Genomic DNA, 6,975 nt, shown 5'->3' on the forward strand with positions numbered 1-6,975 from the left:
AACATAAAAGACAATTATCCAAAGTATGTAATAAGTATGGATGATAGTTTTGGTGAAAGTTATGACTGAATAGAAAATATAAATATAATTGATTGGTTAATTAAGTTTTAATTTATAAATATTATTAAAAAATGGCAGAGAAAGAAATATTATATTCTATAAATTGAGAGAAAATATATCCATTGAACACTAATTTAAAAGAATGAAATAAATCTAAAAAATGATTTAATAGATGAGTAATTGTAAAAATTATTGATATGCTTGTAGCAAATAAAGTTAAAGAACAAAAAATTCAAAATTTTCTTTATGATTTTTCTTCAGATGCAGAAACCAAGGAAGAAAAAAGAACTTATAAAGAAAAATTTTCTTTTAATTTGCCTAATAGTGGTAGTTTTAAGAGTGTACTAAAAAAAATTGAAAAACATGATATTTATAATTTAGCTTGAATTTACGAACTTATTTTAGATTGAGAAAAAATTATTGATGAAGAAAAGCCAAAACAAGAAAAACAAATAAAACAAATTATAGATGAAATAAAAGAAAAACAAACTATACAAACAGAGCAGTTATACAATATATTGATGTCTTTGACTGTAAATAACTTTTTGATATTTTCATGACCTTCATGAACTTGAAAAACATCAATAGTAGATACACTTTCTGATAGTTTAGGTGGTAAATTTCATAAACTTCCTGTTAGAGCAAACTTTAGTGATGAAAGTGCTATATTGGGGTACTGGAATCCACTACTTTCAAGATATGAATGAACTGAAACTTTAAGATTTTTGATTGAAGTTTACAAAAGTGAAAGAGAAATAAATTTTTTACTTCTTGATGAGATGAATCTTTCAAAAATTGAAAACTATTTTTCTACCTTTTTGTCTGAGATAGATAGACTGAAAGAAAAATGAGAGACTACAATAACACTTTTTGAAACAAATATTACAAATAAAAAACAATATGAAAATATAAAATACTTTTTAGAAAATTATTTTAGTGAAGATTTTGAAAATAATATTTATTTTAGTTGAAACTTTTTAGAATATTGAAAAAAAGAAACAGATGAAAATTGAAACTTTGAAACAGAAGAAATACAATCTATAAAAGTTTTTATAAAATTAAAAAATAATCTAAAAATCATCTGAACTATAAACGAAGATGAGACAACAAATAGCTTATCAAATAAAGTACTTGATAGAAGTCAGTTCGTAACATTTGAAGTATGAAACTTGTTTGGTGAGGATGAAAATGAAAATGAAGAATTAAATTTAAAGTATAAAAATTATTTTGATTCATTTTATGAAGAAAAGATAAAATTAAATCAAATTGAAAATTATTTTAAAAAATTAGATAAATATAAAGAAATAAAAACAATTATAACAGCAATAAACGAGCAAATAAAAAACATAAGCATAAATGAAAGTGTATGATATAGAGCAATAGAAGAAATCATGACTTATATAAAAAATTATTGTAATTATAATTGAGAAGATAATATTGAAAATCTTACTAAAAAACTTACTGAAAGTTTGGATAACCAGATAAGTCAAAAAGTCCTTACAAAACTTAAAACTTTTAGTTTGATAGGAGAAGAGCAAAAAAAGGCTTTTAAAGAGATAGGGAATATATTAGAGAAATTTGAAAATAAAAAATTAGAAAAATCTATAAAGTTTTATAATCATTTAAAAAGTAATATGTTATAGGATGAAAAAGTATTTTGAAGAAATAGAAATTTTGGAATGAGTCTATTGAAACATTTATTTCAAAAACAATTTACATAAATTTAAAACCTTAATTCAAAGGGATTGGAGTAAGTATTTTGATATAAAGTTTTTTGATTGAAAAAAAGAATTATTTTAAGATAACAATTGAGAAGAAGAGAAAGATAACAAAAATAATAAAGATAATAAAGATGAAAAAACTAAAGAAAAGGGAATATTTTTAGAAAAACTTCTTTTAAAATTAAATAATAAATTTAAATCTATACATGAATATTTTGAAATAGATGAAAAAACTAAAAATAAACCTTTAAATGAAAGAATTTATATTTTTAATGAAAGTAAAAAAGAAGAACTAAAAATATTTATAAGAAATTTTTACAATAATTACTTACAGGAACATTATATAAAAAACAAATTTGATATAGATTTTATTAAAGAAAACAATTTTACTTTACAAAAACATTTCAATGTAAAAGAATTCTTTTCAGACCATGAAAGTTTATTTGATAAAAATAATGATTTTGAAAAAGCAAAAAATAAAAGAATATATCTTTGAGTAAAAGATGAAAATAAAAAAGAATTAAATACTTTAGAAGATCAGATAAATAATTTAAATGAAGAAAATAAATTTTATATAAAAGTAAATTTAAAAGATTTGGAAAATACAAAGATATGATGAGAAAAAATTGAATTAAATTGAACAACAAAATATGAAAATATATTTATATTAGAAAGATGAGATTATATTTATCATACTAAAAATAAAAATAATGGATAAACAAATTTTGGAAAATTTAAAAGAATTTTTACCTCAAGATGTAGTAAATGAAATATTAATTTCTAATGGTTTTGAGCTTGAGTGAGAGCATAAAGGAACAGAAACAAGAACAGAAACAAAAACAGGAACAGGAACAGGAACAGGAACAGGAACAGGAACAGGAACAGGAACAGGAACAGGAACAGGAACAGGAACAAAAACAGGAACAAAAACAGGAACAGAAACAGGAACAGAAACAGGAACAGAAACAAAAACAGAAACAAAAACAGGAACAGGAACAGGAACAAAAACAGGAACAAAAACAGGAACAAAAACAGAAACAAAAACAGAAACAAAAACAGGAACAGGAACAGAAGCAGAAACAACAGAATGAAGTAAAAATAATAAACAAACAATTTTTGAATTTATAAATGAAAAACAGTTAGATAATTTTAAAAAACTAAATGTAGAAACTTGAACAAAAAATATCAGATATTGATTTGAAACTCTTAATACAGCTCCTTTTGAAAATAATAATTTGGAATATTTTATATTTCCAGTGTCTATAAGTAGTATACAAAAATTATTAGAACTATTAGCAGAGATAAGAGATTTGTTTAAGTGAAATGATTCCAGAAATTATATTCCAAATTTTTTAATGGAAGGAGAATGAGATTGAGCAGATATATTTATAGATAGAAAGATAAATTATCTTACATATTTGATAATAAATTTTTTAAATAACAATTGAAAACAACTTTTGCCTCATTATATAAACTATAATAATTTCAAACTTGATAAAATAAATCCTTCTTTATTAAAAAACGAAAATTTCTATAAAAATTTTATGGTGAAAGAAACTTCATATATACAAGATATGCAAGAAACTATAAACAACCCAAAAACTCAATTTTTGAAATATTATCTTTTACATTTTATAAAAAATATTGAACCAGAATATGCAAATAAGATAAAATTTTTACTTCAAACATACTTAAAAGATGTAAAGTCACAAAAAACAAATGTAAATATATCCCAATATAAAGACCTAAAAACAATTTTTGCACTTATGGAATCTATAATAGAATGAGATATTGCTACCAAAAGACAACTTTTAGATAAGATAAATGATCTATATGAGATATGGTTATTTCAAAAGATGGTTTATTATTTTAATCAGAACAAAGAAGAAAACAAAGATAAGAAAGAAAAGATAGAAGAAAAAATAAAGAAAAGATTAGAAGAAAAAATGTATTATACTATACATATTGATGAATTGAATAGATATTTATGAGAAAAAAATAAAGTTAACTTTAAAGACTGAATAGTAAGCAAAGAAAAAAAAATATATTTAAATGAAAAAATTATTTATTTAAAAAAAGAAGATGATTTTAAACAATTTGAAGTTGATAAATCATTAGATGGTATTTTAGATCAAATAGAAGATATTAATACTAAAAATAACATTAAAAATAACATTATTAAACTTAATTTTAATGCAACTGAAATAAAAAGAAAACTAAATGATGAAATTTTAAAAGATTATAATAAAAAAGAATGAAAAATTGATTGAATAATTAACAAAATAAATAAAAATGAAAAGATTAAAAAAATTAAAGAATTAGAAGAAAATCTTACCATCTGAAAATGATTTATAAAAGAAGATGATCCTGATTTTGATTTACTTGCAACAATAGATTTAGATAAACTTTCAAATCAATTTCAATGATATAATTTTAGTATATCACTTTGAGGACATAATAAAAATCTACAAAATAAAAATAAATGTATACTTGACCCAGTTTTATGTGATTTGATCTCATCAAAAATAGAAGAACTTCAAGATATTTTAAAAAGTGATAAGATAACACCTGATTTTATTATTAAAATTAAAGGCTGAAAAAATATAATTTGATCAATATTTTTGGATGCAAAATTTTCAAAATATCCTTTTTTCTTAAAAAATCAAAATAAAAAAGAAAATATGGATTATGCTCCAGTTTTTAAATATTATAAAGAACTTGCCAAAAATTTTTCTACTTCTGATATCGATAATAATTTCCCATACAAAGTTATTATACTTTTCCCTTGAGATAAGGAAGCTCAAGAATTAAAAGAATTAAACAATTATTTTCAAAGATATACAAATATAGTAGCTGTTCCTATGATGGTTTGAAATGAAAATATTTTAAATAAAAATTTAGATTATTTAGAAAAGTATATAAAAGAATTTACAAGAGAAGTTATAAGAAAAAGAAAAGGTTAGGTTACTTTGAAGTTCATAATATATCAGTAACAAATTTTGAAGAATCTTTTAAAAATTCATTTCAATTATAAGTAACAATTTTTTCGGTCTTTTCTCAATATATAAATTCATTTATATTTTTACCTCATATTTTAAGATCAAAAGATACATAATTATTTGTCATAAGAAAAGATATAGCATACAAAGATATTGTCAATGTTCCTAAAAATCTAAATCAGTTATGCCATCTAATATATTTAGATTCACTATAAAAATTTTTTCTTAAGAATTTATTTCATATATATAGTAAAATAATTCCAAAAGAAAGTATAAAAGAGAAAAAATATCATATAATAACCAAACTAATAACAAATACAGAATTATTGAATATATTTATTTTTTTTAATTTTTCTTGTTTATTGTCTTCAAATGCTTCATATTCTTCAAAGAAGGTATAAACTTTTATATATTCATAATAATTTTCACATAATCCAAAGTATAACAATAATTTTATATAATCTATCTTATCTTTTTTTACACTTAAGTTATCATATAAAAATCTTAAAATATGAGTTTTTATAATATCAGCAAATATACTTTCTTGAAGTTTAATAATTAAAGATTTATAATTTTCTAAAGTATTTAAAAACTCTATAGATTGTTCTTTACTTTTAGATATATCTGAGATATCTTCAATATTTGATTTATAGTCAATTTTTACTTCAAGCCAATCTTGTTTTTTGCTATATTTGTTTTGTGTAAAATGCTTTACCCAGTTAGAAAACCTTATATCAAAGTTTTTTTCTTTTATACTATTTTTAAAATATCACCATAGATATCATTTTATTTGTCATTCTTTTTTTTCTGCAATATCTGAAACCTTTATATAATTTTCAAAATTAAATTCATAATTATATATAATATTTTCAATTTCTTTTCTTTCTTCTAATTTTTCTATTTGAGATTTTTTATATTCATTTGTTTCATTGAAAGATAAAAGATTTATAATATCATTCATTTTTGAATAACTTATATCTTTGTTTATATATTTATCTATATCAAATAACTCAAAAATTTTAGCCAAAAACTCATATTTTTTACTGTAATTATTTTCATTTTTGAAATAAAAAGAAATAAGGTTGTTACAGAAAGATGATTCATTTGAATATCAAGATAAATTTTTTAATTTTGTTCATTTTTTAAAACTTTCATCAATTAATATATCTCATTTTAAATTTGAAGTATTAAAATTTTTTGATTTTATTACTTGAATAATTAATTTTAGAAATTTCTGATAATTATCATTTTGAGTTAAATCATAAAAATCACCTTTTATCTCGCTTCTTTCATTTAAATAAGAAATAACTTTTTGTATGAAATGTTTAAAATCTTTATCAAATTTTGAGTAAATTTCTATGTGTTTTTCAGGATCAAAATATTTTGATTTCTTAGCATAATCAACGATTATTTCTTTGTAAATATTACTTATTCATATATCATATAAAAAAGAGTGTTTATTGTCATCAATATCAAAGTTATTAAAGCTTTTATTTAAAAAGATTGATATTTCTTTTAGGTAATTATTGATTTTTCAAAATATTTTTTTTACTCATATTAGAAAAGTGATTGGATTTTTTTTATTTATCAGTTCATCCAAATCACTTTTCAAGTATGTAAATTTATTCAAATAATGTTCAATATTTTCAATTTCTTTTTTATTGTTTTCTTTTTCTATTTGTTTTTCAATATTTTTTTCACTCATGATTTTTATTTTATTTTTGTAAATATACTTATATGATATTTTTTATTTAATTTTTGTCAATTTTTTGAATATAAAAACCTCAGCAATAAAATAGATAAAATAAATAAAATCTTTATAAACAAATAATATGTTGGAAGGTGTTAGAGAATATAAATTTTAATTAAATTTTGTATTATAAGAAAAAATATTTGCATTTTATAAGATAATAAGTATTTTAAGAAAAAATATCTATAAATAACAACAATATATTGATGTGTAATATAGAATAGTGTTATTTACACAAAAAGATATAATAGATAAAATTTTTATTTGTGATCAATGGTCTGTTGCGAGTTTGGCAAATAAATATAATATAAGTAGACCGACAATGTATAAAGTGCAGAAGATTAATAATTTTTAACTTGAAAATAATTATAATATGTATATATATAAATATAATATTTTATTAATTAAATTGAAATTATTTAAATGAGTGATTTTTTGAAAAAAG

Annotated in this window: 4 protein-coding genes; 3 read left to right on the top strand and 1 reads right to left on the bottom strand. The window is 20.1% G+C overall.

Annotated features, from left to right (window positions below):
- The first annotated feature begins 131 nt into the window (after nt 1–131).
- The 3 genes from VAMP_RS03920 (at nt 132) to VAMP_RS03925 (ending at nt 4,744) form a co-directional block, all read left to right on the top strand.
- On the top strand, nt 132–1,703 hold the full coding sequence (locus tag VAMP_RS03920) for a DUF8727 domain-containing protein (protein WP_213349540.1): 1,572 nt from the start codon (nt 132–134) through the stop codon (nt 1,701–1,703).
- A 673-nt stretch (nt 1,704–2,376) separates the two neighbouring features.
- A complete protein-coding gene (locus tag VAMP_RS06720; RefSeq protein WP_275052398.1) occupies nt 2,377–2,499 on the top strand; it encodes a hypothetical protein in 123 nt (40 codons plus the stop codon).
- Nucleotides 2,492–4,744, top strand: coding sequence for a hypothetical protein (locus VAMP_RS03925; protein WP_213349543.1), 2,253 nt, complete (start codon nt 2,492–2,494; stop codon nt 4,742–4,744). Before VAMP_RS06720 ends, VAMP_RS03925 begins: the two co-directional genes overlap by 8 nt.
- Before the next feature lies 1 nt (nt 4,745).
- Here VAMP_RS03925 and VAMP_RS03930 read toward each other — a convergent pair whose 3' ends face one another.
- On the bottom strand, nt 4,746–6,485 hold the full coding sequence (locus VAMP_RS03930) for a hypothetical protein (RefSeq protein ID WP_213349546.1): 1,740 nt from the start codon (nt 6,483–6,485) through the stop codon (nt 4,746–4,748).
- Between the last annotated feature and the right edge of the window lie 490 nt (nt 6,486–6,975).

The organism is Candidatus Vampirococcus lugosii (genome assembly GCF_018420025.1).
Lineage (GTDB): Bacteria > Patescibacteriota > Gracilibacteria > Absconditabacterales > Absconditicoccaceae > Vampirococcus > Vampirococcus lugosii.